We start from the raw sequence: 21,743 nt of genomic DNA on the forward strand, positions 1-21,743 counted from the left end.
TCTCTCCCCACGCGAACGGCGCCCGCCCCCTGACATGCAGGATGGCGGGCGCCGTCGAAGCAGTTACTTCTTCTTGGCCGCGTTCACCTTCGCGTACTTGGCCTGGAACTTCGCAACCCGGCCCGCGGTGTCCAGAACGCGCTGCTTACCGGTGTAGAACGGGTGGCAGGCGCTGCAGGTCTCGACGCGGATCTCGCCGCCCTTGGCGGTGCTCCGGGTGGTGAAGGTGCTGCCACAGGAGCAGATGACCTCGGTGGAGTTGTACTCCGGGTGGATGCCGCTCTTCATGTTTCTCGGTCTCTCTCTTCGAAGTGGTCGCCGGGTCGCTGTCAGCACCGCGCCGCCCCGCCAGGGCGGTGGGCTCGGGCGTGAACCGGAACCTTTTGCTGGCCGATGGACCAGTCTGCCATGTGACGCAGCCGCACGAGAAATCGAGGCGACTTTCCTGATCCGCTGTCGATAACGTGAGCAGCCCTCACGGCATTCCCTCCTGGTAAGAAAAGGTCCCATCCCTCTGCTCGCCGACGTCCTCGATCCGGTCGAACTGACCAGCGCGGTCGAAAACGGGCAGTCTTCCATCACACCGAGTCGCAGGTGACCGAGGAATGACAAGACTGCTGATCACCCGGGGTCTGCCGGCGTCCGGCAAGACGACCTTCGCCCGGAAGCTGCAACCGCGGGTGGTCCGGGTCAACCGCGACGACCTGCGGCGCATGCTGCACGGCGGCCGGCTCTACGCGCAGTGGTCGGAGTCGCAGGTGACGCACGCGCAGCGGGCCGCCGTCGAGGCGCTGCTGCGCGCGCACGCCGATGTGATCGTCGACGACACCAACCTGCGGGCCCGGACCGTGCGGGAGTGGGCCGAGCTGGCGGCCAGGATGGGCGCGACGTTCGAGGTGCACGACTTCACCGACGTGCCGCTCGAGGAGTGCATCCGGCGCGACGTCTCGCGTCCCGAGGACGACCGGGTCGGCGAGACGGCGATCCGGAAGATGCACGCGCGCTATCTGGCCGGCCGCAACCTCCCATTGCCGATCCCGTACGTCTCGGATGTCCCGCACGACACCTATGCGCCCGATCCGGGACTGCCGGCCGCCGTGCTGGTGGACATCGACGGGACCGTGGCCCTGATGGGCGACCGTAGCCCGTACGACTGGGGCCGGGTCGGCTCCGACCTGCCGAACGCCGCGGTGATCACGGCGGTGCGGGCCATGCACGCGGCCGGCAACGCGATCATCTTCTGCTCGGGACGGGACGCGGTGTGCCGCCCCGAGACGGAGGCCTGGCTCGATCTGTACGTCGGCGTCCCGTACGAGGCGCTGTTCATGCGGCCCGAGGGCGACGGCCGCAAGGACTCCGTGGTCAAGCGCGAGATCTTCGATCGGGAGATCCGCGACCGGTGGCGGATCATCGGGGTTTTCGACGACCGCCAACAGGTGGTACGCATGTGGCGGGCGCTCGGCCTCACCGTGTTCCAGGTCGCGGAGGGAGACTTCTGACCTTGAAGTACCCGCGCACCTTCCACCTGCCCGACTCGCCCGGCGCGACGGCCGACGACAAGGTTCAGCACGATCTGTCCTGGTTGGACGGCGAGCTGGTGGTGACCGAGAAGCTGGACGGCGGAAACCTGACCTTCACCCGGGATGCGATGTACGGCCGGTCGGTCGACTCCGGCACGCAGCCGTGGGACCGGCCGGCCAAGGCGCTGTGGGCGATGACGGCGTACCGGATCCCGGACGACTGGCGGGTGTGCGGCGAGTCGATGTGGGCGCGGCGCAGCATCGCGTATTCCGACCTGCCCGGCGTCTTCATCGTCTTCGGCATCTGGGACGAGACGGACACCTTGCTCGGCTGGGACGACACGGTCGACTGGGCGCGGCGCTTGGAGCTGCCGGTGGTGCCGGTGCTCTATCGGGGCGGCAGCCTCTCCGAGGCGCGCGCGGCCTGGGCGGCCCAGCGCGACCAGGACAAATCCGAGGGCTACGTGGTGCGTGCGGCCGGCCGGATCCCCGCGGCCGAGTTCTCCCACAAGCTCCTCAAGTGGGTACGCGCGGGGCACGTCCGCACCGAGGCGAGCTGGCGCCATCGCGACGACTTCGCGGTCAACGAGTTCGCCTGACGCCGGCCCGCCCGTCAGGCCGTGGCCGCGGCCAGCTCGTCGAGGCTGCGCAGGATGCAGAACTCGTTGCCCTCGGGGTCGGCGAGCACCATCCAGCCGCCGCCGTCGGGCTTGCGCAGGTCGTCGATCGGCTTGGCGCCGTGGTCGATGAGCCGGGCCAGCTCCTCGTCGCGCGTCCCCGCGGCCGGGCGCAGGTCGAAGTGCATCCGGTTCTTCGCCTGCTTCGCGTCCGGCACCTCGATGAACAGGATCTTGTGGGACCGGTCCCGGGACATGATGACGCACTCCTCGTGCCCGGGAAGATTGGGATCCTCGGGGTCCTCGGTGTAGTCGAGGACGCCCTCCCACCACTTCGAGAGCGTGTACGCGTCGGCGCAGTCGACGGTCGTGTGCGAGATGAACGAGGTCATCCCCGCATGATCTCAGAGCGCGGGCACCGCGTACCGTCCCGGGCCAGGGACGCCGCCTCCTCGTCCAGGTAGAAGGCCGGCCGCAGATCCATCTCGTCGTAGTAGCGGTGGAAGACCGGCGTCAGCGAGCCCGACATCGGCGGGACGATCCACGTCCAATCGGCCGGCACCGGACGTCCCGCCTTCTCCTCGCTGCGCAGATGAGCCAGGAAACGCCGGGCCTCGGTGTGGTGGTCGCTCATCTTGACGCCGGCCCGTTCGAAGCTCCACAGGACCGCGCGGTTGAGCTCCACCAGCGCCCGGTCGCGCCACAGGGTCGACTCGCGCGAGGTGTCCAGGCCCAGACACGCGGCGACCGTGGGCAGCATGTCGTAGCGGTCGGTGTCGGCGAGGTTGCGGGCGCCGATCTCGGTGCCCATGTACCAGCCGTTGAACGGGGCCAGCGGATAGTGCACGCCGCCGATCGTCAGGCGCATGTTCGAGATGGCGGGCACCGCGTGCCACCGCAGGCCCAGCTCGGCGAACCACGGGTAGTCGGGATGGGCGATCGGCACCTCGCGGATGACCCGTTCCGGGAGCTCGTAAAGGCGCAAGCCCTCGGTAGGGGTCTCGATGGCCAGCGGAAGCACGTCGAAGTCGTCGCCCTTGCCCCGCCAGCCGTAGCCGCACATCGCGTCGGTGAAGCCCAGCTGGCGCGGGTCGCCTACCGTGCGGCCGTCCTTACCGCGGTAGCCGGCGTAGCGGATGAGCTGCTCGTTCCACACGCGCGCAAAGGGCTGACCGGGCTGGGCCGCGGGAAAGACGCTGATCACCGGGCGGAGCTGACCGTCCCCGGCCGTCCGCAGGTGCTGGACGAGCAGCGAGAAGATCTCGTCGGCGGTACGCGCGCGGCGGCGGTCGAGCACCAGCAGGCTCTTCCAGTAGAGGCGGCCGATGCAGCGGGACGCGTTGCGCCAGGCCATCCGAGCGCCGTGGGCCAGTTCGTCGGGCGTGTGCACGTACGTTCCGGTGGCCGCGATCTGCGCCCGGACGATCGCGAGCCGGGGCTCGACCGGGCCCAACCGCGGGTTCTCGAGGTAGCAGCGACGCAGGAAGTCCTCGGCCTCGCTCGCGTCGACCGGCGCCACCGGGTCCCACTGCTCGGCCGAATGGTCCCGATACCCAGGCACGATCATCGAGGCGCCTCCTACGTTCAGCCGATCTGTGTATGGAGGTTCGCACGACACCGTACGTGGTCGATCGCACACGGTGTGCGACAGAAAAGGACGCAGCCCCGTCGATTAACGGGGCTGCGTCCGAATTGAACCGATTACTCGCCGGGCGTCGACTTCGCGATCTGCATCAGGAACTCGACGTTCGTGCGGGTCTGCTTGAGCCGGTCGAGCAGCAGGTCGAGAGCGGCCGACGAGTCCAGCGAGTGCAGCACCTTGCGGAGCTTGTGGATGATCGCCAGCTCTTCCTTGCCGAGCAGGATCTCTTCCTTGCGCGTGCCGGACGGGTCGATGTCGATGGCCGGGAAGACCCGCTTGTCGGCGATCTTCCGGTCGAGCTTGAGCTCGGCGTTGCCCGTGCCCTTGAACTCCTCGAAGATGACCGTGTCCATCATCGAGCCGGTCTCGACCAGCGCGGTCGCGAGAATGGTGAGCGAGCCACCGTTCTCGATGTTCCGCGCCGCGCCCAGGAACCGCTTGGGCGGGTAGAGCGCGGTCGAGTCGATACCACCCGACATGATGCGGCCGGAGGCCGGCGCGGCCAGGTTGTACGACCGGCCGAGCCGGGTCACCGAGTCGAGCAGCACGACCACGTCGTGGCCGAGCTCGACCAGCCGCTTGGCCCGCTCGATGGCGAGCTCGGCGACCGTGGTGTGGTCCTGCGGCGGGCGGTCGAACGTGGCCGCGACGACCTCGCCCTTGACCGAGCGCTGCATGTCGGTGACCTCTTCGGGCCGCTCGTCGACCAGCACGACCATCAGGTGGCACTCGGGGTTGTTGTGGGTGATCGCGTTGGCGATCGCCTGCAGCACCATCGTCTTACCGGCCTTCGGCGGCGAGACGATCAGCGCGCGCTGGCCCTTGCCGATCGGCATGACCAGGTCGATGACCCGGGTGGTGAGGATGTGCGGCTCGGTCTCCAGCCGCAGGCGCTCCTGCGGGTACAGCGGGGTGAGCTTGTAGAACTCGGGGCGGCGCCGGGCCTCCTCGGGCTCCATCCCGTTGATCGTGTCGAGCCGGACCAGCGGGTTGTACTTGTCGCGCCGGTTGTCGCCGCCGCCGTCGCGCGGTGTCGCCCGCACGGCGCCGGTCACCGCGTCGCCGCGGCGCAGGCCGTACTTCTTCACCTGGGACATCGAGACGTAGACGTCGTTCGGCCCGGAGAGGTAGCCGGTCGTGCGCACGAAGGCGTAGTTGTCCAGCACGTCGAGGATGCCGGCCACCGGGACCAGGACGTCGTCCTCGCTGACGTGCGGCTCGCGGCCGCCACCGTCGCGCTGACCGTCCCGCTGGCCGTCACCGTCACGGTCACGGCCGCGCCGGCGGTCGCGGAAGCGGCTCCGGCGGCTGCGGCGGCCGCCCTCGCCCGAGTCGTTGTCGTCGTCGTCGTGACCTTGGTCACCGCCGTTGCGCGGGCCGCGGTCGTCACGCTGACCCCGGTCGCCACGGTCGTCCCGCGGGCCACGGTCGTCGCGCGGGCCACGGTCGTCGCGCGGGCCGCGGTCGTCCCGCTGGCCCTGGTTGCGCTGACGGTCGTTGCGGTCACCCCGGTCGCCGCGGTCACGGTCGCCGCGATCGCGGTTGCGCTCGCCCCGCTCCGGCCGCTCGGTGCGCTCGCCCACCTCGGGCTGGGCCACCGGCTGGGTCACGGGCTGGGCCGCGGCCGGCTGCTCGGCGACGGGCGCCGACTCGCGCGGGGCGGACTCGGTGGGGCCGGTCTCGCGCGGCGCGGTCTCGCGCCGGGCACGCTCGCGGCTGCGCCGGCTGCCACCCTCGGTCGCCGGAGCGGCCTCCGGCTGCGCGGCAGACGGCGGGGCCTCGACGACCGGCGCGGCCGTGGTGACCGTGGCCTTCTCGCTCGCCCGCGGACGGGGAGCGGACTCGGCAGGGGCGCCACCGCTCTGCCGTTCCGTGATTGCCGTGATCAGCTCGCCCTTGCGCATCCGGGCGGTGCCGGAGATGCCGAGCGAAGCGGCGAGACTCTGCAGCTCGGGGAGCAGCATCGCGGACAGCCCGGTGCCGCCTCGGCGGCGCTTCGTAGCGGTCGCGGTGGTGCCGGCGCCGTCAGCGACGTCAGAAACACCCGACGTCACGTCGGTGGTGTCGCTCAATGGATTCCTTCCGTCGGAAAAAGCCCGAGGCGCCCGGTCTGCAGCCTGGTGGCCGGGTGACTCGGAGCCCGCTTCGCCGGGGCGACGCGGGAGTTAGTCCAGCACGGCAGCTCGACGGTGTCCCTGCTCGTCAAACGTTGGCGAGTAGGTCTCGGCGAGTGCAGCGACTGGGAGATCTGCTGCTCGGCGTGTGCCTTGGTGAGAATTGAGACGGCCCGGACAGGACCAATGCAGTCTCAGGGGGTGCGCGCCGAACCGCAGAGATCGCTTGCTTCGCGGCTGTGCTAGGTCTTGAGCGTAGTCAACTCGTGCGACCTGCGGCAACAGGGCCCCGCTAGGCGAGTTCCACCATACTCCCTTTGACAAGAGCACCGCGCGCATCCACGCCCAACGTCTCTGCGCGCCATTCTGTTCCCGGCCGGAAATCGGCCGGGACCTCGGACAACGCGAGAACGGCCGGTCCCGCGCCACTGACCACGGCGGCCACGCCGACCGATCGCAGGGACGCGACGAGCGACGCGGTGCCCGGCATGCCCTCGGCGCGGTACCCCTGATGCAGCCGATCCTCGGTCGCCGCGAACAGCAGATCGGGCGCGGCGGTCATCGCGTGCGTGAGGAGCGCGGCGCGACCGGCGTTGAACGACGCGTCCCGGTGCGGCACATCGGGCGGCAGCGCGGCGCGGGCCGAGGCGGTGTACCCGCGCTCGGTGGGCACGAACACCTTCGGCCGTACGCCTTCGTGCGCGTCCAGCCGGGCGGCCCGCGCGCCGCTCCCCTCCGTCCAGGCGATGGTGAACCCGCCGAGCAGGCAGGGCGCCACGTTGTCGGGGTGGCCCTCGAGCCGGGCCGCGATGCGCAGCGCGTCCTCGTCACCGAGCAGCTTCCGGCCGCCGAGCACCAGGCCGCGGGCCAGCTGGATGCCGCCGACGATGGCCGCCGACGACGAGCCCAGCCCGCGCGCCTGCGGGATGCGGTTGACGCACTCGACGGCCAGGCCGGCCGGTCGCTCGCCGAGCTCGTCGAACGTCGCCAGCATCGCGCGCACGACCAGATGCTCGTGGTCGCCGGGCAGCTCGCCGGCGCCCTCACCCCGAACCGTGACTGTGTAACCGCCCTGCGTGACGGCGGCCGTCAGGTCGTCGTAGAGCGTCAGCGCGAGGCCGAGCGCGTCGAAGCCGGGCCCGAGGTTGGCGCTGGTGGCCGGCGTGCGCACGGTGACCGGATCGGTCGCGAAGGTCAGGCCCATCGGCACATGCTAAGCGTTGATCATTCACCCCGTTGTCGCACCGTCAGCCCCGCCCGGCGAGTGACGGGTTCTCGCCCAACCGCAGCCGACGCGTGGCCATCCCCCAGACCGCCGCATAGCACAGGGTGATCAGCCCGCAGCCGGCAAGGATCCACCGCATGTCGACGTGGTCGACCACCGCCGAGGCCGCCAGCTGGCTGACTGCGACCGACAGCGTCACCACCATCAGGTCGGTGGCGAAGACCCGGCCGCGGAGCCGGTCGGGCACCTCGGCCTGCAGCGCGAAGTTGGAGAGCGTCCAGTTCGCGCCTCCGGCGAAGTGCGCGGCGAAGACGAGCAGCAGCACGAGCGGGAACCACGGCGCGACGGCCACGCCGAGATAGCCGACGCCGTAGAGCGCCATCGACAGCGCGAGGGCGGCGAGCAGCCACGACCGGCGCCGCAGCACCGGCCGCAGCGCGAACGGGCCGACCAGCGCCCCCGCGCCGCGCACCGCGAAGAGCAGGCCGGCGCCCAGGGTGCCGGCGCCGTAGCGGTCGGCGATCAGCGGAAAGACGATCAGCACGCCGTTGCCGAGCCCGGCCGCCGACTTCACCGTCACCAGCGCGCGTAACCGGGGGCGGGCGACGATGTAGCCGGCCGCTTCCCGCAGGGCCTGCCAGGCCGGAGGCGTCGTCGCGCCCTCGTCCCGGTGCGCCTGCAGCGGCCGGTGGATGGTGCCGGTCAGCACCACGGCGATCAGCAGGCAGACGGCGGTGACGGCGAAGCTCGGGTACGGGCCGTAGGCGGAGCCGACCAGGCCACCGAGCGACGCCCCGACGATCGTCATGGTGCCCCACGACGAGCCGGAGATCGCGTTAGCGGCCGGCAGGTCGGCCGGCTCCACGACGTTGGGCAGGGCAGCCGACGCGGCCGGGGTGTAGAAGGCCTTGGCCACCGACATGGCGCCGATCGAGACCAGGGCCAGTGGGGCCGTCGCCGCCGATCGCACCGCGAACAGCAGCAGCACGGCGGCGAAGGCACACAGGTTGGCGATCATCAGGATCTTGCGGCGGTCGACGCGGTCGGCCACCGTGCCGGTGAACGGCAGCAGCAGCGCGCTGATCCCGGTGTCGGCGGCGAGCACCAGGCCGCCCCAGACGCCGCTTCCGGTTAGCTCGGGCAACAGCGTCAGCAACGGCACGATGACGAACCAGTCGGACCCGAAGACCACCAGCTCGGCGCCGAACAGACGGCGGAAGTCCCGGTTGCTGGTAATGACCGAAAGCGCTGATGCCACGTACCGGAATCTAATGGGCGGGCGGGACCGGACCCAGTGGCCCGGTCCCGCCCTCGTTCACTTCACCTCGTCCGGGCGCCTCGGCACCTTCAGCACCTCGAACTGGTCGGTGTAGCCGCGGAGCGCGCCGCTCGACGGGGTGACCGGCTCCTCCGCCTCGTGGGCGCCGCCGCTGGACTCCGGCGTCACCCCGACCGGCACCGCGTCCGCGCCCGGCTCGTCGGCCGCGTGCTCGGGCGCCTCCTCGGGCCGGCCCTTGGCCGCCCGCTTCGCCGCCCGCTTGAGCCGCCGCTTCTCCTTGCGGTTCTCCACCATCGTGTAGAGCGTCGGCACCAGCACCAGCGTAAGCAGCGTCGAGCTGACCAGGCCGCCGATGACCACAATGGCCAGTGGCTGCGAGATGAACCCGCCCTCGCCGGTGAGGCCGAGCGCCATCGGCAGCAGCGCGAAGATGGTCGCGATCGCTGTCATCAGGATCGGCCGCAGCCGATGCCGGCCACCCTCGATCACCGCCTCCTGCACGCCCATGCCCTGGGCCCGGTAGTGGTTGATCAGATCCATCAGCACGATCGCGTTGGTGACCACGATGCCGACCAGCATCAACACACCGATCAGCGCCGGTACGCCGAGCGCCGTGCCGGTGACCAGCAGCAGCACGATCGCGCCGGTCGCCGCGAACGGGATCGACACCAGCAGGATCACCGGCTGGATCAGGCTGCGGAACGTCGCCACCATGATGATGAAGACGATCGCGATGGCCGCGAGCACGGCCAGCCCGAGCTGCTTGAACGCGTCCGCCTGATCCGCGCTGACGCCGCCGAGCGAGTACGAGGCGCCGGCCGGCAGGGTGAGCGCGTCCAGCTTCTTGGTCAGCTCGGTGGTGGCCGCGCCGACGTCGGAGCCGGTGACCGTGCCCTTGACCGTGGCGCTGCGGTTGCCGTCGACCCGGGTGACCTGCTCCGGGCCGGACACCTGGTTGATGTCGGCGACCTGGTCGAGCCGGACCACGCCGCGGGGGGTGGTGATCGGCATGGCCTTCAGCGCGTTCGGGTCGGCCGGGGCCTGGCCGTACGAGACGACCACGTTCTCGGTCACGCCGTCGACCGTGATCTGCCCGGTCGGGGCGCTCCGGAACGAGCCGGCGACGGCCTGGCCGATCTGGGCCTCGGTGACGCCGTACGAGGCGGCCACGTCCCGCTTCACGACCACGTCCAGGCGCGGGACGCTGGCGGCGAGCGTGGTCGACACGTCGGTCACGCCCTTGGTCGCCGTCATCGCCTGCTGCACCTGCTGGGTGGCCTGCTGCAGCACCTCCTGGTCGGCTGCCCGCACATCGACGGCGAGCTCGCTGCCGCCGAGGCCGGAGCTGTCGCCGCCGATCGTGACGTCGCCGACCCCGCTCATCGCGTCGAACTGGCCGCGCAGGTCGTCGGAGACCTTCTCGGCGTCGGCGTCCTCGGTCAGGCCGACCTGGAAGCTGGCGGTGCTGGCGCCGGACGCACCCGCGAACGGGTTGAACTCGCCGTTGCCGACGGTCACCTGGTAGGTCTTGACGTCCTTGTTGTCGGCGAGCACCTGCTCGACCTTCTTGGCCGCCGCGTCGGTGGCGGCCAGGCTGGTGCCGACCGGCAGCTCCTGGGTGATGCTCAGCGAGTCCTGCCCGGACTGGTCCAGGAAGTTGGTCTTCAGCTGGCTGCCCAGGCCCAGGGTCAGGATCAGCACCACGACGCCGATCGCCACGGTGGTCCAGCGCCGCTTGGTGGCGAACCGGATCACCGGCAGGTACGCGCGCTGCAGCGGGCTGCGCAGCTCCTTCTCCTCGGCCGCGCGGCGGATCGCCTCGCTGCCGGCCTCACCCTTGGGCGGGCGGAGGAACCAGTACGCCAGCACCGGCACCACGGTGAGCGCCACGAACAGCGACGCCAGCAGGGCGACCGTCACGGTGATGGCGAACGACGAGAAGATCTGCCCGACCAGGCCGCCGACCAGGGCGATCGGCAGGAACACGGCGACCGTCGTGAGCGTCGAGGCGGTGACCGCGCCGGCCACCTCACGGACGGCCGCGACGATCGCGTGACCCTTCTCCTCGCCGTACTCCAGATGTCTCTTGATGTTCTCCAGCACGACGATCGAGTCGTCGACCACCCGGCCGACGGCGATCGTGAGCGCGCCCAGGGTCAGCAGGTTGAGCGTGTAGTCGCCGACCCACAGCGCGATCAGCGCGATCAGCACCGAGAGCGGGATGGAGACGGCGGTGACCAGCGTCGAGCGGACCGACATCAGGAAGATCAGGATGACGATCACGGCCATCACGAGGCCGAGCAGGCCCTCGGTGGTCAGGCTCTTGATCGACCGCTCCACGTACGGCGCCTGGTCGACGACCACCGTGAGCTTCGCGCCCGAGTCCTTCTCGAGATCGGCCAGCTTGTCCCGCACCGCGCGCGAGATCTGCACCGGGTTGCCGTCGGGCTTCGCGGTGACCTGCACGCCGAGGCTGTCGACCCCGTCGGTACGGGTGTAGGACGTCGCGGTCGGCAGCTTGCTCTCCACGGTCGCGACGTCGCCCAGCTTGACCGGGCCCTTGCTGCCGGCGAGGTAGAGGCCCTTGAGGTCGTCGACCGAGGTGATCGGGTCGCCGACCTGCACGTTCAGCGACTTGTCGCCCTCGGTGACCGCGCCGGCCGGGATGGAGACGCCGTTGGCCTGCAGCACCGTGCCGATCGACTGCGGGTTGACCCCGGCCGCGGTGAGCTTGGCGAAGTCCGGCGTGATCACGACCTGCCTGGACCGGGCGCCGGTGACGGTCGTGTCCCGTACGCCCTCGATGCCGTTGAGCTCGGGCACCACGGTCTGGTTGAGCTTGGCCAGCAGATCGCTCTCGTCGGAGCCACCGGAGGCCGCCAGCACGATCGCCGGGATGTCGTCGGTGCTGCCCGCGAAGATCTGCGGCTCGACGTTGTCGGGCAGGGTCGGCTGGATCTTGTTGACCGATGTCGTCAGCTGGTTGACGGCCTGGTCGAGGTCCGTGCCGTAGACGAACATGACCGTGATCGTGGCCGAGCCCTCGGCGGTGGTCGACGTGACGCTCTCGATGCCGTCGACGCCCTTGACCGCGTTCTCGATCGGCTCGGTGATCTGGTCCTGGATGATCTCCGGGCTCGCGCCCGGCAGAGTGGCCCCGACGAACGCGGCGGGGAACTCGATCGACGGAAACAGCTGCTGCTTGAGAGATGGGATGGCGAACAACCCGAAGCCGGTGATCACGATCGCGATCAGGGCCACGAGTCCCCGGTTGGCAAGACTGAGCCGGGTCAGGAATGACATGGGCGCTCCCCCGTAAAAGTTCGGCCTGCATGAATAGTTTGCCTGACACGAACAAATGGTTTTTCGCCGGGGTGTTTTGATACCGTCCGGCCATCGGCGCGTTACTCAGCGCGCCCGGAAAGGGTTGGCGTTGACCGGGAACGAACAGCTCATCGCGGACATTATGGGCGCGCAGGAGCGGCTCCAGCAGTTGTTCGCATTCGACCGGTCGGACCCGCTCTTCTCGTCCCACCTGACCCTGTCGCAGTTCAAGATCCTCATGCTGCTGGCCCGGCACGGCAACGTCTCGGGCGGCGAGCTGGCACGCCTGCTCGGCGTCGGCCTCGCGGCTCTCAGCGGCATGGTGGACCGGCTCGTGCAGCAGGATCTGGTGGTGCGCACCGAGGACCTGCGCGACCGGCGGGTGCGCCGGATCGGCCTCACGAGAAAGGGTGGCGAGCTCATCGGGAGCATCTTCAACGCCGGGGAGGCGAGGATGCGCGCGCTCCTCAGCCGGCTCTCAGACGAGGAGCTCGATCTCGTGGCGCGGGCGTCGCAGCTTCTGGTGAAGGCGGCCGAGGAGGAGTCGGGCCAACCGGGGTCAGGCCAGGCCTAGCTCGCGGGCCGCGATCAGCACGTCGTTCTGGATCGTGGTCGGCGACGGGGCGGTGGAGATCGCCCACTCCGGGTCCTTGAGGCCGTGGCCGGTGACCGTGCAGACGATCGTCGAGCCGGCCGGCACCTTGCCCGCCTGCGCCTGCTGCAGCAGCCCGGCCACGCTGGCCGCGCTGGCCAGCTCGACGAAGACGCCGACCTCGCGGGCGAGCAGCCGGTACGCCGTCAGGATCTCCCGGTCGGTCACGGCCTCGATCAGGCCGCCCGACGCGTCCCGGGCGTCGAGCGCCTTGGTCCAGCTCGCCGGGTTGCCGATGCGGATGGCGGTGGCGATCGTCGACGGCTCGGGGACGACCTTGCCGTTCACGATCGGCGCGGCGCCGGACGCCTGGAAGCCGTACATCTTCGGGAGCTTGGTGGCGTTGCCCGCCGCCTGGTCCTCCAGGTAGCCCATCCAGTAGGCGGAGATGTTGCCGGCGTTGCCGACCGGCAGGCAGTGGATGTCGGGGGCGTCGCCGAGCGCCTCGACGATCTCGAAGGAGGCCGTCTTCTGCCCGTGCAGGCGGAAGATGTTCACCGAGTTGACCAAGGAGACCGGGAAGTCCTGGGACAGCTTGGCGGCGAGCGCCAGGCAGTCGTCGAAGTTGCCGTTGACCTGCAGCAGCTTCGCCCCGTGCACGAGGGCCTGGGCCAGCTTGCCCAGCGCGATCTTGCCCTGCGGCACGAGCACCGCGCAGGTCAGGCCGGCGCGGGCCGCGTACGCCGCGGCGGAGGCGCTGGTGTTGCCGGTGGAGGCGCAGATGATCGCCTTGGAGCCGTCCTCGACCGCCTTGGACACGGCCATGGTCATGCCGCGGTCCTTGAACGAGCCGGTCGGGTTGGCCCCCTCGACCTTGAGGTAGACGTCGGCGCCGACCCGCTGGGACAGCACCGGCGCCGGCACGAGCGGCGTGTTGCCCTCGTGCAGCGTGACCACCGGGGTGGCGTCGGTGACCGGAAGACGGTCCCGATAGCGCTCGATCAATCCCCGATACATGGTCGACTCCTCCGCTGTTCGCTAGACCAGCCCAGGGTGCCTTACGACACCGAATCTTGGGACTGGAAGTCCACTACTCGGGACGGTGACTGACCGCCTCGACGTTGTTGCCGTCCGGGTCGCGGACGAACGCGCCGTAGTAGTTCTCGTGGTACTCCTCGTGGATCCGGGGCTCGTGCAGCACCTCGGCGCCCTGTGCCACCGCCGCCTCGAAGAACGCGTCGACCTCGGAGCGACTGCGGGCGGCGAAGGCGATGTGCGACTCGCGGAAGCCGTCGCCCTCGCTGAGCTCGCTGATCCAGAAGTCGGCGTGGCCGCCGGTGCCGTAGCCGATGGCGACCTTGACGTCCATCAGCCGGCTGCCGCCGAGCGGCGCCAGCACGGCGTCGTAGAAGGCCCCGCTCGCGGCCAGATCGGAACACTGGAAACCCACATGGTCGAGCACGGCTCAGACCCCTCCCTCGACGCGCAGCACGCTGGCGATGGACCGGACGATGTCCAGTTGCGACAGTGAGTCGACGGTAGCGGCCAGGTTCGCGTCCGGTGCGCCGTGGGTCACGATCACCAGCTTGGCGTCGTCCTCGCGGCCGGACTGGCGCACGGTCGCGATCGACACCTCGTGCTTGGCGAAGACCCCGGCCACCGCGGCCAGCACGCCCGGACGGTCGTCCACGTCGAGGTTGATGTGGTACCGGGTGACGGCCGCGCCGATCGGGCGTACCGGCAGGTGGGCATAGTTGCTCTCGCTCGGCGCCCGGGTGCCGGCCAGCCGGTTGCGGGCCGCCGCCACGATGTCGCCGAGCACCGCGCTCGCGGTCGGCGTGCCGCCCGCACCCCGGCCGTAGAACATCAGCTGACCGGCCGCCTCGGCCTCGACGAAGACCGCGTTGAACGCGTCGCCGACGCCGGCCAGCGGGTGGCTGCGCGGGATCATCGCCGGGTGCACCCGCACGCTCACCGAGTCGACGCCGTCGGCGTCGGGGCCGCGCTCGGCGATGCACAGCAGCTTGATCGTGCAGCCCATCTCCTTGGCGCTGGCCATGTCGCCGGCGGTCACCCCGGTCATGCCCTCGCGGAAGACGTCGGCGGCGGTGACCCGGCTGTGGAAGGCGAGCGAGGCGAGGATGGCGGCCTTGGCGGCGGCGTCGAAGCCCTCCACGTCGGCGGTCGGGTCGGCCTCGGCGTACCCGAGCTCGGTGGCCTCCTCGAGGGCCTCGCTGAAGCCGGCGCCGGAGGAGTCCATCGACGAGAGGATGAAGTTGGTCGTGCCGTTCACGATGCCGGTCACCCGGGTGACCCGGTCACCGTGCAGGGACTCGCGCAGCGGGCGCAGCAGCGGGATGGCGCCGGCCACCGAGGCCTCGTAGTAGAGGTCGGCGCCACCGTCGGAGGCCGCGTCGTGCAGGGCCGCGCCGTCCTCGGCCAGCAGCGCCTTGTTCGCCGTGATCACGCTCTTGCCGCCGCGTAGCGCCTCGACCAGCCAGGTACGGGCCGGCTCGATGCCGCCCACCACCTCGACCACCACGTCCACGTCGTCGCGCTTGACCAGCCCCAGCGCGTCGGTGGTGAACAGGCCGCCGGCCACCGGAAGATCACCGCGCTCGCGCCCGAGCCGCCGCACCGCGATGCCGACGATCTCCAGGGGTGCGCCGATCCGGGCCGTCAGGTCCTCGGCCTGGTCGTGCAGCAGGCGTACCACTTCGGAGCCGACGGTGCCGCAACCCAGCAGGGCGAGGCGCACGGGTTTAACCTGGTTCATCCAACATCCAATGCGAGCAGGTCGTCCTCGGTCTCGCGGCGCACGATCACGCGCGAGACGCCGTCGCGGACCGCCACCACGGGCGGCCGAGGCACGTGGTTGTAGTTGCTGGCCATGCTCCGGCAATAGGCGCCGGTGCCGGGCACGGCGAGAAGATCTCCGGGCTGCACGTCGGCCGGCAGGAATTCATCCTTCACGACGATGTCCCCGCTTTCACAATGCTTTCCCACGACGCGGGCCAGCATCGGCTCGGCGGCGCTGGCGCGGCCGGCCACCGTGGCGCTGTACGACGCGTCGTAGAGCGCCGTGCGGATGTTGTCGCTCATCCCGCCGTCGACGCTCACGTAGGTCCGGATGCCGTCGACGTCCTTGACCGTCCCGACCTCGTAGAGCGTGAAGACGGCCGGGCCGACGATCGCCCGGCCGGGCTCGACCGAGAGGCGCGGCTTGCGCAGGGCGGCCAGCTCGCACTCGCCCTCGACGATCTTGTTGATGCGCTTGGCCAGGTCGCCGGCCGTCGACGGGTCGTCCTGGGTCGTGTACGCGATGCCGAAGCCGCCGCCGAGGTCCAGCTCCTCGAGCTCGACCCCGCGGGCGTCGCGGATCTGGGCCTGCAGCTCGATCACGCGCCGGGCCGCGACCTCGAAGCCGGACGTGTCGAAGATCTGCGAGCCGATGTGCGAGTGCAGGCCCTTGAGCTCGAGCTTGTCCTCGTCGAGGATCCGCACCGCCGCCGCGAAGGCCGCCCCGCCGGCCAGCGAGAAGCCGAACTTCTGGTCCTCGTGGGCGGTGGCGATGAACTCGTGGGTGTGCGCCTCGACCCCGACCGTCACGCGGACCAGGACCGCGGGGCGCTTGCCCTTGATCTCCGACAATTCCGACAAACGGGTAATTTCGTCGAAGGAGTCGACGACGATGCGGCCGACGCCCGCGTCGAGTGCCCGGGACAGCTCGGACACCGACTTGTTGTTGCCGTGGAAGCCGATCTTCTCCGCCGGGAATCCCGCGGCCAGGGCCACGGCCAGCTCGCCGCCCGAGCAGACGTCGAGGAACAGGCCCTCCTCCTCGACGATCTTGACGACCGCCTTGCAGAGGAACGACTTGCCGGCGTAGTACACGTCGGCGTCGCCGAACGCCGCGGCGAACTCGCGGCACCGGGCGCGCAGGTCGACCTCGTCGAGGAAGTACGCCGGGGTGCCGTGCTCGGCCGCCAGGTCGGCCACGCTCACGCCGCCGACCTCCAGGGAGCCGGCCTCGGTGCGACTCACGGTGCGGGGCCAGAGCTGCGGCACGAGGGCGTTCACGTCCTCGGGCGTACGCAGCCAGGCCGGCCCGCGGTAACCGAGGTCGCCGTGCAGCGCCCCGGCCTCATGAGCTCGCATGTCCTACATCCTTTCGGGGGCCGAGACCCCGAGCAGGCCCAAACCGTTCGCAATCACCGTACGGGTGGCGTCGTTCAGCCAGAGGCGCGCCCGGTGCCCGTCGGTGATCGTCTCCTCGCCCTTCGGCACCACCCGGGAATCGGGCTCGTCGTACCAGCGGTGGTAGGCGCCGGCGATCTTCTCGAGCAGTCGCGCGACGTGGTGCGGCTCGCGCAGCTCGGCCGACCGGACGACCGTGCCGGGGTACTCGCCGAGCGCCTTGAGCAGGTCGTTGGCGCGGTCGCTGGAGAGCAGCTCGGGCTTGAACCCGGCCGGCTCGCCCCGGGTCAGCCCGGCGTCCGCCGCGGTACGCGCGATGCTCGCCGTCCGGGCCGCGACGTACTGCACGTAGTAGACCGGGTTCTCCCGGCTCGCGCTGGTCCACAGCTCGACGTCGAGGTCGATGGGCGAGTCGGACGAGTAGCGGGACAGGGCGTACCGGGTGGCGTCGACCCCGAGCGCGTCGACGAAGTCCTCCAGGGTCACCACCGTGCCGGCGCGCTTGCTCATGCGTACGGGCTCGCCGTCGCGCACCAGATTGACCAGCTGGCCGATCAGGATCTCCAGGTTCTTCTCCGGGTCGTCGCCGAAGCAGGCGGCCATCGCCTTCATCCGCCCGATGTAGCCGTGGTGGTCGGCGCCCAGCATGATCACCACCCGGTCGAAGCCGCGCTTGCGCTTGTCCAGGTAGTAGGCGCAGTCGGCGGCGAAGTAGGTCCAGTCGCCGTCCGACTTGCGGAGCACCCGGTCCTTGTCGTCGCCGAAATCGGTCGTACGCAGCCAGGTCGCCCCGTCGGCTTCGAAGATGTGCCCCTGCTCGCGCAGCCGGTCGAGCGCCTCCTGCAGCTCGCCCCGGTCGTGCAGGTCCTTCTCGTTGAAGTAGGTGTCGAAGTGCACGCCGAACTCGGTGAGCGACTGCTTGATCTCGGCGAACATCAGCTCGACGCCGACCCGCCGGAAGGTCTCCAGCGCCGCCGGCTCGCCCAGCTTCAGCACGTCGGGCGCCTCGGCCAGCACCGCGGTGGCGATCTCGGCGATGTAGGCGCCGCCGTAGCCGTCCTCGGGCGCCGGCTCGCCCTTGGCGCTGGCGTAGAGCGACTTGGCGAAGCGGTCGATCTGGGAGCCGGCGTCGTTGAAGTAGTACTCCGTGCCGACCTCGGCCCCCGCGGCCCGCAGCAGGCGGGAGAGCGCGTCGCCGACCGCCGCCCAGCGCACGCCGCCGATGTGCACGGGGCCGGTGGGGTTGGCCGAGACGAACTCGAGGTTGATCCGCTCGCCGCGCAGCGTGCCGGTATGTCCGTAGTCCTCCCCGGCGAGCACGATGTCGCGGGCCAGCGTGCCGGTCGCGGCGGCGTCGAGCCGGATGTTGAGGAAGCCCGGGCCGGCGATCTCCACCGACTTGATGCCGGGCTGCCGGCCGAGCTCCTCGGCCAGCGCGGCGGCCAGCTCACGCGGCGCAACCCCGGCCTTTTTGCCCAGCTGCAGGGCTAGCGTGGAGGCGTAGTCGCCGTGCTCGGGGTTGCGCGGTCGCTCCACCGCCGTCGTCTCGGGCAGCATGGCGACATCGAGCCCTCGGGTCTCGAACACGGCACGAGCAGCTGAGAGAACGGTGGCAGCAAGGTTGGCGGGAGTCACCCAGCCATGCTATCGGGGGTAGACTTTCGCACTCGGCGGCCACCCGAGCCCCGCCCTTCCGCTTCTTACGAATCGACGAGGCACGATGAGCATGAGTACGCCGGGTCCCGAGCGGGTCCCGTCCACGGTCAAGGTCGGCAAGACGTCCGGCCAGGGCAAGCCGCCAGCTTCCAAGGCCGGCGCAGCCAAGGCCGCCGCCGCGAAGAAGGCCACGCCCGGCGCCAAGGGCGGCGGAAAGGGCCGGAAGCCGGTCACGCCGGTCAAGGTCTCCGGCGGCCGCAGCTGGGGCCCGATCCTGCTGATCGGCGCCGTCATCGCGTTCTTCGTCGTGGTGGTGGGCGTCGGCGTCTACTACGTCGCCAAGGGCTCCCGCAGCTGGGAGGACAAGGTCGCCGACATCAAGGGCGTGGTCAACTACCGGGCGCAGAAGAACCCGGCGATCGACGCGCGCGACCACAAGGACGGCACGCTCACCTACGTGACCAACCCGCCGGTCGGCGGCGCGCACAACCCGACCTGGCAGAACTGCATGGGCGACGTGTACGACGCGCCGATCGCCAACGAGCACGCCGTGCACAGCCTCGAGCACGGTGCGGTCTGGGTGACGTACAAGCAGGGCCTGCCCGCCGACCAGGTGGCCGTGCTGGCCAAGAAGGTCCAGGGCAAGGACTACATGTTCATGTCGCCCTACACGAACCTCGACAAGAACGTCTCGGTCCAGGTCTGGGGCTACCAGCTCAAGGTCGACGACGTCAACGACAGCCGGATCGACGACTTCATCAAGGACGCGCGAGTGGTGGCGTCGATGGAGCCCGGCGCCGCCTGCTCCAGCGGCAACACCACGACCGGCCCGGTGACCGCGGCCGCGACCGGCGCGACGGGCAAATGACGGTTTCCACCGACCCGGGCGCGGCGGCCACGGCCGCCGCCCCGGTCAACGGCTCGCCCGTCCGCCGCGGCGGGCGGGTCTGGATCCTGGTGGCCGCCGCGCTCGTCGCCGGGCTCCTGCTCGGCGGCGCGCTCGGCGTCCTGGTGCCCCGCCTGTCGACCCCCGGCGACGACTCGGTCGAGGCCGGCTTCCTGCGCGACATGTCGACCCACCACGCCCAGGCCGTGGAGATGTCGATGATCGCCCACGCCGACTCGGCCAACCCCGAGATCGTCACCCTGTCCGGCGACATCGCCCTGACCCAGCACGGCCAGATCGGCTACATGCAGGCCTGGCTGCGCGACTGGAACTTGAGCCCGACCAGCTCCCAGGAGCCGATGGCCTGGATGCCCGACTCGGCCGGCTCCGTGGTCAACGGCCTGATGCCCGGCATGGCGACCCCCGAGCAGCTGGCGACGCTGCGCAAGGCGACGGGCAAGGACCTGGACGTGCAGTACCTGACGCTCATGCGCCAGCACCACCTGGGCGGCATCCACATGGCCCAGGAGGCGATAAAGCTGAGCGACAACAAAGACATCGACTGGCTGGCCGGCACGATGGTCACCGCCCAGCAGGGCGAGATCACCCTGATCGACAACCTGCTGAAGAAGATCCAGGCGTCGCCGTAACCCGGTTGGCAGGGGTTCCCGGGGGCCTGCTAGGCTCTGGAACCACTGAGCCCCCGTAGCTCAGGGGATAGAGCGTCGCCCTCCGGAGGCGAAAGCGCAGGTTCGAATCCTGCCGGGGGCACAAGAACTCACCAGCACTTTCGGGCCGCTGAGCAGCGCAAACGCTGTCAGCGGCCTTACTCATCTGTCCGGCCATGTCCGGCCGTTACCGGCTCTCTACGGTGATCTGTACCGAGGACGTACCGAAGCTCGGTACGGCGGCCCGGCCGCCGAAGCCTGCCTCCATCCGGCGGCGTAGCTCATCCTGTCCCCCGTCGAGGCACCCGGCGTAGATGCGCCACATCACCTCGGGAGACTGGCCGGCCCACTCGGCGACCTGGGCCGGCGAGATGCCAGCGTTCAGGTTCGTCGAGACGAATGCGTGCCGCAGGTCGTACGGCGTCTCGGCCAGCGGCGAGGTGTAGACCTCGGGGGTGAACGCCTCCCGTCGGGCCTGCCGCCATACCCGGTTGATCGTGAGGATCGGCAGTTCCTCCTTGTTGCGCTCCCCCACGAACAGCCGACCGCCCGGACCGAGGCCGAATTCCCCGATGTGCCACCGGAGGATTGCGGTCAGGGTCGGCGGGCAGGGCACCCGGCGCACCTCGCCGATGGCGCGTTGTTTGAGCTGGCGCACGTCGCGGTTCTTGCCGGAGTCAGTCCACGCCTTCCCGGCGTGCGGTTCGGCTTTCTCCAGGACGAATTCGCCCCACTCGTCATCACGATCGGGTGGTCGGAAATTGCGAGGAACCTCGATACCGACCGCCTCTTCCGGCCGGAGACCGGCGTAGTAAAGGCACGAATAGAACGCGACCATTCGAGGGCCGATTCTCCCCTGCTGGCGCACCGATGCGAACAGGGTGCGCGCCTGCATCGGATTGGCCACTCGGCGGCGGTCGATTCCGCCGTTCGTGGTCCGGGGCGGCGTCCACTTGAGATCTGGCCACGGATTCTCGGACAGGGCGTTAATCTCAGCCCCGTATTCGAGCATGCCCGTGAGGATTTTCCGACGGCGGGTGACGACGACCGGCGAACCCGGCTTGCCGTCCAATCGAAGCGTGAGCCCGTCGAGGACTGCGCGGAGCACCTTGGGGTCGGTGAGGTCGGACGCCGGCCGGGCATTGCGTGCGACCCAAGCGAGGGTGCGCCGAATCTCGTCCGGCTGATCCTCGGCAGAGCGCGCGGTGGTGTTGAACGCCCACCGGCGCAGCGCCGTGCGGATGAGCCGGTCATCGGGCTTTCCGGTGGTGCGCTTGAACAGCATGGGCATAACGGCTGTCAGCGCCTCGGCGTTGGTCTTGCGCGTCATCGCCGCCACCCGGGGCCACTTGAGATCGACGTACCGGCACGCCAGGTCGTAGCAGGTCATGTCCTCCGTCTCGCGGCTCATCGAGATCGGCTTACCGGTGGCTACGTCGAAAGCCTCGCCCTTCCGGGCCGCCGAAATGAGGTCGGCCCGGAAGCTGACGGCGAGAGCCTTCTGTTTGAACGGCCGTTTCTTGAGCGGCAGTTTCCCGGCCACCTTCCATTGCACCCAATAGGTGGTGGTGGTCTTGCCTTTGTAGACGTCGATCTCGTAGATGCGGACGTCGTACGTCAGCGGCATTAGGCGACCCTCTCTTCGAGCGCGTCAAGCCAGCGCTCGTATTCGGTGCGGCGAATTCGCAATTCGCCATTAGGCAACTTGATGCATCGGGGCGCCCGGCGCTTCGTACGCCACTCATAGAAGGTGGAACGCCCGATGCCGATCTCTTCACAAAATTCGACGATGGTCAGTTGGGTACGGGTTGCCACTACTGCCTCCGTGGATGGGCGACGGGCCGTGCAGAGCGGCCCTGTGCGCCCGTTCTGCACGCGAGGGGGTATCTGGGGGCCTCGGCGGCCCCGCGGTGGCAGAACGGCTCTGGGCGGCCCCCTGAGAGCGCCGTGGAGTCATGATCTGCGCTGGGTTGGTATGAAGGGATGACCCGATGTCTCTGTGTGGCTCTGAGGCGGTCGGGTG

The 21,743-nt window shown here is 70.0% G+C and carries 19 protein-coding genes and 1 tRNA gene; 6 read left to right on the forward strand and 14 right to left on the reverse strand.

The window, feature by feature from the left end; genetic code table 11:
* Positions 1-63: 63 nt before the first annotated feature.
* Positions 64-288 carry a 50S ribosomal protein L31 gene (rpmE, locus tag ACQP2F_RS40860; protein WP_433297372.1) on the reverse strand — a complete coding sequence of 75 codons (225 nt, stop codon included), beginning with the start codon at positions 286-288 and terminating at the stop codon, positions 64-66.
* A gap of 317 nt (positions 289-605) precedes the next feature.
* On the opposite strand from rpmE, the gene ACQP2F_RS40865 reads away from it, so the two are divergent.
* Positions 606-1,499, forward strand: coding sequence for an AAA family ATPase (locus tag ACQP2F_RS40865; RefSeq protein ID WP_433297374.1), 894 nt, complete (start codon positions 606-608; stop codon positions 1,497-1,499).
* Between the two features lie 2 nt (positions 1,500-1,501).
* Positions 1,502-2,119, forward strand: a complete 618-nt coding sequence (locus ACQP2F_RS40870) for an RNA ligase family protein (RefSeq protein ID WP_433297377.1) — start codon at positions 1,502-1,504, stop codon at positions 2,117-2,119.
* A 14-nt stretch (positions 2,120-2,133) separates the two neighbouring features.
* Here the strand turns inward: ACQP2F_RS40870 and ACQP2F_RS40875 are convergent, their stop codons facing one another.
* From ACQP2F_RS40875 to ACQP2F_RS40900, 6 genes are all read right to left on the reverse strand, one after another.
* Positions 2,134-2,529 carry a VOC family protein gene (locus ACQP2F_RS40875; RefSeq protein ID WP_433297380.1) on the reverse strand — a complete coding sequence of 132 codons (396 nt, stop codon included), beginning with the start codon at positions 2,527-2,529 and terminating at the stop codon, positions 2,134-2,136.
* Entirely contained in the window at positions 2,526-3,704 is a 1,179-nt protein-coding gene (locus ACQP2F_RS40880; protein WP_433297382.1) for a nitric oxide synthase oxygenase, read from the reverse strand. The genes ACQP2F_RS40875 and ACQP2F_RS40880 overlap by 4 nt, the downstream gene beginning before the upstream one ends.
* A gap of 134 nt (positions 3,705-3,838) precedes the next feature.
* Positions 3,839-5,851, reverse strand: coding sequence for a transcription termination factor Rho (gene rho / locus ACQP2F_RS40885; protein ID WP_433297384.1), 2,013 nt, complete (start codon positions 5,849-5,851; stop codon positions 3,839-3,841).
* A 334-nt stretch (positions 5,852-6,185) separates the two neighbouring features.
* Complete coding sequence (gene thrB / locus ACQP2F_RS40890) at positions 6,186-7,097, reverse strand: homoserine kinase (RefSeq protein WP_433297386.1); 912 nt, start codon at positions 7,095-7,097, stop codon at positions 6,186-6,188.
* 43 nt (positions 7,098-7,140) lie between these two features.
* A complete protein-coding gene (locus ACQP2F_RS40895) occupies positions 7,141-8,376 on the reverse strand; it encodes an MFS transporter (protein ID WP_433297388.1) in 1,236 nt (411 codons plus the stop codon).
* Between the two features lie 57 nt (positions 8,377-8,433).
* Entirely contained in the window at positions 8,434-11,700 is a 3,267-nt protein-coding gene (locus ACQP2F_RS40900) for an efflux RND transporter permease subunit (protein ID WP_433297390.1), read from the reverse strand.
* 130 nt (positions 11,701-11,830) lie between these two features.
* Here ACQP2F_RS40900 and ACQP2F_RS40905 point away from each other — a divergent pair, with 130 nt between their 5' ends.
* Entirely contained in the window at positions 11,831-12,295 is a 465-nt protein-coding gene (locus ACQP2F_RS40905) for a MarR family transcriptional regulator (protein ID WP_433297393.1), read from the forward strand.
* Here ACQP2F_RS40905 and thrC read toward each other — a convergent pair.
* The 5 genes from thrC to argS all read right to left on the reverse strand — a co-directional run bounded on the left by thrC (position 12,281) and on the right by argS (position 18,145).
* Positions 12,281-13,330 (reverse strand): threonine synthase, encoded by a 1,050-nt coding sequence (thrC, locus tag ACQP2F_RS40910; protein ID WP_433297395.1) that lies wholly within the window; start codon positions 13,328-13,330, stop codon positions 12,281-12,283. The genes ACQP2F_RS40905 and thrC overlap by 15 nt on opposite strands.
* A 73-nt stretch (positions 13,331-13,403) precedes the next feature.
* Entirely contained in the window at positions 13,404-13,775 is a 372-nt protein-coding gene (locus ACQP2F_RS40915) for a VOC family protein (RefSeq protein WP_433297397.1), read from the reverse strand.
* Between the two features lie 3 nt (positions 13,776-13,778).
* Positions 13,779-15,089 carry a homoserine dehydrogenase gene (locus tag ACQP2F_RS40920; protein WP_433297399.1) on the reverse strand — a complete coding sequence of 437 codons (1,311 nt, stop codon included), beginning with the start codon at positions 15,087-15,089 and terminating at the stop codon, positions 13,779-13,781.
* Positions 15,086-16,471 carry a diaminopimelate decarboxylase gene (lysA, locus tag ACQP2F_RS40925; protein WP_433297401.1) on the reverse strand — a complete coding sequence of 462 codons (1,386 nt, stop codon included), beginning with the start codon at positions 16,469-16,471 and terminating at the stop codon, positions 15,086-15,088. The genes ACQP2F_RS40920 and lysA overlap by 4 nt, the downstream gene beginning before the upstream one ends.
* A gap of 3 nt (positions 16,472-16,474) precedes the next feature.
* Positions 16,475-18,145 carry an arginine--tRNA ligase gene (gene argS, locus ACQP2F_RS40930; protein WP_433297403.1) on the reverse strand — a complete coding sequence of 557 codons (1,671 nt, stop codon included), beginning with the start codon at positions 18,143-18,145 and terminating at the stop codon, positions 16,475-16,477.
* Positions 18,146-18,230: 85 nt separating this feature from the next.
* On the opposite strand from argS, the gene ACQP2F_RS40935 reads away from it, so the two are divergent.
* The 3 genes from ACQP2F_RS40935 (at position 18,231) to ACQP2F_RS40945 (ending at position 19,823) form a co-directional block, all read left to right on the forward strand.
* A complete protein-coding gene (locus tag ACQP2F_RS40935) occupies positions 18,231-19,034 on the forward strand; it encodes a DUF3105 domain-containing protein (RefSeq protein WP_433297405.1) in 804 nt (267 codons plus the stop codon).
* Positions 19,031-19,702: a DUF305 domain-containing protein gene (locus ACQP2F_RS40940; protein ID WP_433297407.1), complete on the forward strand. Its 672-nt coding sequence runs from the start codon at positions 19,031-19,033 to the stop codon at positions 19,700-19,702. Before ACQP2F_RS40935 ends, ACQP2F_RS40940 begins: the two co-directional genes overlap by 4 nt.
* Positions 19,703-19,751: 49 nt before the next feature.
* Positions 19,752-19,823: transfer RNA gene (locus tag ACQP2F_RS40945), tRNA-Arg, on the forward strand.
* Between the two features lie 84 nt (positions 19,824-19,907).
* On the opposite strand, the gene ACQP2F_RS40950 is transcribed toward ACQP2F_RS40945, so the two are convergent.
* Together ACQP2F_RS40950 and ACQP2F_RS40955 are read right to left on the reverse strand one after the other, a co-directional pair.
* The gene (locus ACQP2F_RS40950; protein ID WP_433297409.1) at positions 19,908-21,347 is read right to left on the reverse strand and encodes a tyrosine-type recombinase/integrase; all 1,440 of its coding nucleotides are present in this window, start codon (positions 21,345-21,347) and stop codon (positions 19,908-19,910) included.
* Positions 21,347-21,535, reverse strand: coding sequence for a helix-turn-helix transcriptional regulator (locus ACQP2F_RS40955; RefSeq protein ID WP_433297411.1), 189 nt, complete (start codon positions 21,533-21,535; stop codon positions 21,347-21,349). Before ACQP2F_RS40955 ends, ACQP2F_RS40950 begins: the two co-directional genes overlap by 1 nt.
* Positions 21,536-21,743 lie beyond the last annotated feature (208 nt).

Source organism: Actinoplanes sp. CA-030573 (assembly GCF_050951115.1).
In the GTDB taxonomy this organism is placed as follows: domain Bacteria; phylum Actinomycetota; class Actinomycetes; order Mycobacteriales; family Micromonosporaceae; genus Actinoplanes.

Excerpts from the sequence above, each read along its gene's own strand:
- rpmE (WP_433297372.1), bottom strand. The coding sequence starts at position 288 with ATGAAGAGCGGCATCCACCCGGAGTACAACTCCACCGAGGTCATCTGC.
- ACQP2F_RS40865 (WP_433297374.1), top strand. The coding sequence starts at position 606 with ATGACAAGACTGCTGATCACCCGGGGTCTGCCGGCGTCCGGCAAGACG.
- ACQP2F_RS40875 (WP_433297380.1), bottom strand. The coding sequence starts at position 2,529 with ATGACCTCGTTCATCTCGCACACGACCGTCGACTGCGCCGACGCGTAC.
- ACQP2F_RS40880 (WP_433297382.1), bottom strand. The coding sequence starts at position 3,704 with ATGATCGTGCCTGGGTATCGGGACCATTCGGCCGAGCAGTGGGACCCG.
- thrB (WP_433297386.1), bottom strand. The coding sequence starts at position 7,097 with ATGGGCCTGACCTTCGCGACCGATCCGGTCACCGTGCGCACGCCGGCC.
- ACQP2F_RS40900 (WP_433297390.1), bottom strand. The coding sequence starts at position 11,700 with ATGTCATTCCTGACCCGGCTCAGTCTTGCCAACCGGGGACTCGTGGCC.
- thrC (WP_433297395.1), bottom strand. The coding sequence starts at position 13,330 with ATGTATCGGGGATTGATCGAGCGCTATCGGGACCGTCTTCCGGTCACC.
- ACQP2F_RS40920 (WP_433297399.1), bottom strand. The coding sequence starts at position 15,089 with ATGAACCAGGTTAAACCCGTGCGCCTCGCCCTGCTGGGTTGCGGCACC.
- lysA (WP_433297401.1), bottom strand. The coding sequence starts at position 16,471 with ATGCGAGCTCATGAGGCCGGGGCGCTGCACGGCGACCTCGGTTACCGC.
- ACQP2F_RS40935 (WP_433297405.1), top strand. The coding sequence starts at position 18,231 with ATGAGCATGAGTACGCCGGGTCCCGAGCGGGTCCCGTCCACGGTCAAG.
- ACQP2F_RS40940 (WP_433297407.1), top strand. The coding sequence starts at position 19,031 with ATGACGGTTTCCACCGACCCGGGCGCGGCGGCCACGGCCGCCGCCCCG.
- ACQP2F_RS40950 (WP_433297409.1), bottom strand. The coding sequence starts at position 21,347 with ATGCCGCTGACGTACGACGTCCGCATCTACGAGATCGACGTCTACAAA.